This is a genomic window from Actinosynnema sp. NPDC059797 (assembly GCF_042732085.1).
Classification (GTDB): Bacteria; Actinomycetota; Actinomycetes; order Mycobacteriales; family Pseudonocardiaceae; genus Actinosynnema.
This window is the reverse complement of the sequence record NZ_JBHWIE010000484.1, coordinates 1-4,468: the sequence shown is the minus strand read 5'-3', so window position 1 is coordinate 4,468 and position 4,468 is coordinate 1. Positions and strand designations below refer to the sequence as shown.

The 4,468-nt window shown below is 76.4% G+C and carries 2 protein-coding genes and 1 pseudogene; 1 reads left to right on the top strand and 2 read right to left on the bottom strand.

Translation table 11 applies throughout. The annotated features are described in order from the left end of the window. Positions 1 to 46: 46 nt before the first annotated feature. Positions 47 to 1,789 (bottom strand): alpha-keto acid decarboxylase family protein, encoded by a 1,743-nt coding sequence (locus ACFV4N_RS40260; protein WP_499677950.1) that lies wholly within the window; start codon positions 1,787 to 1,789, stop codon positions 47 to 49. Positions 1,790 to 2,066: 277 nt separating this feature from the next. Between ACFV4N_RS40260 and ACFV4N_RS40255 the strand changes: the two are divergent. Further along, a pseudogene (locus tag ACFV4N_RS40255) lies at positions 2,067 to 2,325 on the top strand (transposase); the annotation flags it as partial. A gap of 148 nt (positions 2,326 to 2,473) precedes the next feature. Here ACFV4N_RS40255 and ACFV4N_RS40250 read toward each other — a convergent pair. After that, positions 2,474 to 4,153 (bottom strand): long-chain-fatty-acid--CoA ligase, encoded by a 1,680-nt coding sequence (locus ACFV4N_RS40250; protein WP_499677949.1) that lies wholly within the window; start codon positions 4,151 to 4,153, stop codon positions 2,474 to 2,476. Positions 4,154 to 4,468: the final 315 nt, after the last annotated feature.

Genomic DNA, 4,468 nt, shown 5'->3' with positions numbered 1-4,468 from the left:
TTACCGGGGGGGGCGCCGCGCGGGGGGCGGCTGGGCCCACGGGTGCTCACGGCACCCACTTCGCCCGGTCGGGCCGGTTCGCGATCATGCGGAGGAACGCCGGGGGCACGTCGTCCCGTTGCAGGAACACCTCGATCAGGACCAGCCGGTCGGTGGTGCCCACCGCGCGGGCGAGCGCGCCGTCCAGCTCGCCGGCCCGGCGCACGGTCATCACCAGCGGGTGCGGCACGCCCAGCGCGGCGGGCACCTCGGCCCAGTGCCAGCGGACGATGTCGTTGTAAGGGGCGCGGGCGCCGTGGGTGTGCCGCTCGATGGTGTAGCCGTGGTTGTTCACCAGGACCACGATGGGGTTGAGGCGGTGGTGGGCGATGACGCCCAGTTCCTGCGCGGTGAGCTGGGCGGAGCCGTCGCCGATGAGCACCACCCCCCGCCGGGTGGGGTCGGCGAGCTGCCCGCCGAGCAGCGCGGGGATGGAGTAGCCGATGGAGGCCCACAGCGGCTGTGCGACGAACCGGGCGCCGCTGGGGAAGCGGCGGCCCGCGATGCCCAGGAGCGCGGTGCCGTTGTCGGCGTACACGGCGTGGTCGGGCCGCACGGCCTCGCCCACGGCCCGCCACAGGTGGGACTGGGTCACCGGGACCAGCGCACCGCACAGCCTCCGCCCGAGGGCGCCCACCGACGCCTTCACCGCGCTCGGCAGGCCCGGCGGCGGGGCCGGTTCGGGCGGCACGGGCGCGGGTGCCCCCGGGCGGGCCGGGGCGCGGTCGCGGACCAGGTCCGCCAGCACGCCCAGCGCGACGGCCAGCGGCACGCCCGGGAAGTCCGCGCCGGCCACCCTGGCGGTCGTCGGACCGAGGTCGATGGCCTCCTCCGGGTCGAACCCGTGGGTGAACTTGCCGGTGTTCGTGTCGGCGAGCAGCACGCCCGCCAGGATCAGCGGGTCGGCCCCGTCGATGGTGGCGCGGAAGGGCGCCTCGCTCATCGCACCCGCGTACAGCCCGAGGAAGCCGGGGTTCTGCTCGTCCACCACGGTCTTGCCGCCCACCAGGGTCGCGTGCGGCAGGGAGCCCGCCGCCAGCAGGGCCGTCAGTTCGGCGCGGGCGTCGAACCTGTCCACCAGGAAGTCCGCCAGCACCGCCACGTCGCGCGCCGAGGCGAGCCGGTCGCGGGCCGCGGCGCGGAACGCCGCCACGGCGTCCGGGTCGGCCTCGTCCCGGCCCGGCACCTGCAGCGGCGGGCGCGGCGCGGCGGGCCTCAGGGCGACGTCGCGCGGCACCCGCAGGTACCCGGGACGCCGCTCGCGCAGGCAGGTGGCCAGCACCCGGTCGATCTCCGCCAGGGCGTTGTCGGGCCGCAGCACGGCGTCCGCGCACACCACCTGCCGGTGCGCGCGGGCGAACCGGTCGAAGTCGCCGTCGCCCATCGTGTGGTGGACCGCGCTGCCGGCCTGCTCGGTGGCCTGCGTGGGGCCGGTGACGACGTGCAGCACGGGAACGCGTTCGGCGTAGCTGCCCGCCACGCCGTTGATCGCGTTCAGCTCGCCGACGCCGAAGGTGGTGAGCAGCGCGCCGAAGCCGTTGGCGCGCGCGTAGCCGTCGGCGGCGTACGCGCTGTCCAGTTCGTGCGCCGTGCCGACCCAGTCCACCCGCGGGTGGGCGAGCACGTGGTCGAGCACCTCCAGGTTGTAGTCCGCCGCCATGCCGAACAGGTGCCGCACCCCCAGGGCGCTCAGGCGGTCCAGGAGGTGGTCGATCACCGCACCGCCGCTCTCCGGTCGACTGGTCGTCATGTCATGCCTTCCTCTCTCGGCGTGGAACCCGCGGCGCCGGTGGCGCGGTGCGGGTGGTGGAGGTGCGGCGTCGCCGGGGAGCCCGGCGACGCCCGGGAGTCGGCGGGGCGGAGGACGCGGGTGGAGGACGCAGGGCGGAGGACGCGGGGCAGCGGAGTGGTGCCGGGAGCGCGCGGACCACCCGTCGCGCGCGCCCGCTCGCCGGTGGGCGGCCGCTCGCCGGCACGTGCTCCCGGAGCGCCTTGCCGGGATCGCCCCCGCTGCCATGCTCGCGGTCATGGGAGGGAACCTGTCCCGACGCCTGGTGCCCGATCCCCTGTGGGTGCTCGTCGCACCGCTGGTGCCGGCGTTCGACCGGCGACCGCAGGGCGGCGGCACCGCACCGCTCGACGGCCGCGAGGTCTTCACCGCGGTCGTGTTCGTGCTCGTCAGCGAGTGCGCCTGGCGCCGGTTGCCGCCCGTTTTCGCCGTCTCGCCCGCGACCGCGCATCGGCGCTTCGTCGCCTGGACCGAGGCGGGGCTGTGGGAGCGGGTGCGCCGGACGCTGCGGGAGGACCCCGGCCTCGGCGCCGACCGCGAGTGGGCGGTCGTGGTCGTCGACGCCGCCCTCTCCCGGGGCGCACGCGCGGTGGCGCGCCACCGCCGCCCTTGACGGGCACGCCCGGCGGTGGCCCGGCCGTCGGGTCACCGGCCCAGGGTGACGACGTCGAGCAGGCCCCGCGCGTACTGGTCCCGGATGCGCCGCTTGTCGTACTTGCCCACCGACGTCTTCGGCACCTGGCCCACGGCCGCCCACCGCTCGGGCACCATCCACGAGTCCACGTGCCGGCGCAGGAAGTCGCGCAGGTCCTCGAAGCCGACCCCGCTGCCCGCGCGCAGCGACACCGCGGCCAGGGGCCGCTCGCCCCAGCGGTCGTCGGACACCGCGACCACGGCCGCCTCGACCACCGCCGGGTGCTCCGCCAGCGCGCTCTCCAGCGCCACGCTGGAGATGAACTCGCCGCCGGACTTGATGACGTCCTTCAACCGGTCGGTGAGCCTCAGGAAGCCGTCCGGGGAGACGGAGCCGACGTCACCGGTCCGCAGCCAGCCGTCGGCGGTGAAGTGCTCCACCGGCCGCTCCCGCGGCGCGTCACCGCCACCGTGGTAGGCGCCGGTCACGCAGGGGCCGCGGAGCTGGACCTCACCGGTCGTCACGCCGTCGTTCGGCACGGCGGTCCCGTCCGGCCCCGCGATCCGGAACCGGACCGACACCGGGAACCGGCCCTGGCTGGCGCGGTAGGCCCGCTCCCGCCGGCCTTCGGCGGCGCGGGGAGGCAGCGCGGTGTTCGCCAGCGACGAGGTCTCGGCCATCCCCCACGCGTGCAGGAGCTCGACGGAGTGGCGGTCCCGGTAGGCGTCCATCAGCGCGGGCGGGCAGGCGGACCCGCCCACCACCCCCCGGCGCAGGCTCGACGTATCGCGGGGCCGCGCGTCCAGCTCCTCCAGCAACCCGGCCCAGACCGTGGGCACCGCGGCGGCCATCGTCGGCCGGCCCTCCTCGATGACGCGGGCCAGCGCGGCGGGCCCGGTGTGCCGGTCGGCCAGGAGCAGGTCGGCGCCGGTGCAGAACGCGGTGTGCGGCACGCCCCAGCCGTTGACGTGGAACATGGGCGCGATGAGGAAGGCGGTCCGGCGGTGGGTGAGGTCGTAGCGGTCCGGCGCCGCGACCTGGAGGCAGTGCAGGTAGACCGACCGGTGGCTGTAGACGATGCCCTTGGGGTTCCCGGTGGTCCCGGAGGTGTAGCACATCGTCGCGGCGGTGTGCTCGTCCAGCTCCTCCTCCCACGGGTAGTCGGCCGGCTCGCCCGCGATCAGCTCCTCGTAGTCGTGCACCTCGCCGGCGAACCCGGCCACCGCGCCCCGGTCGCCGGGGCCGGCGATCACGAGGTGCCGCACGGTCGGCGGCAGCAGCGGCAGCAGCGGGGCGAACTGCCCGACCAGACCGCCGTCCACGACGATCACCTCGTCCCCGGCGTGCCGGGCGGTGTAGGCGACCTGCGCGGCCGGCATGCGCACGTTGAGGGGGTGCACGACGGCACCCATCGCGGGCACCGCGAGGAACAGCTCCAGGTGGCGGGTGTTGTTGCGCATGAAGGTGCCGACCACGCCCTGCCGGTCCTGCGGCCTGGTGCCCACGGCAACGCCCAGCCGGGTGCGCAGCGCGTGCGCCAGGCGGGCGGTGCGCGCGCCCACCTCCGCGTACGTCGTGCGGTCGAACCCGTCACCGTTCCAAGTGGACACCGCGGAATCGCCCAGGACCGAGGAGCCGTGGCGCAGGACGCGGGCGAGGGTGAGCGGTGCGGCGGGCATGGTGCTGTGCATGGGAATCCTCCGGATCGGACGACGCCGCCAAGGTGACCGGACCCCGGTGACCCGCGGGGCCCGTGCCGCCGAACGTAGGCGGCGCGCCCGCCGCCTGTCGCCCTCCGGCGCGGTCTCACGTGGCCGGCCGCGGCACCGCCCGCGCTGCGGCTCCGCCGACCGGGCCCCCGCCGGAACCCGCCGTCCCGACGGGTTCCGCCACGTCAGCCGACGTCCCACGCGACACGGCCCCGTGTTGACGCGCGCGGTGGCACGCCCCCGCGCCGGGTGCTCCCCGCGCACCACCGCCGCGCCCCTCCCGCGCACCGTCGCGAG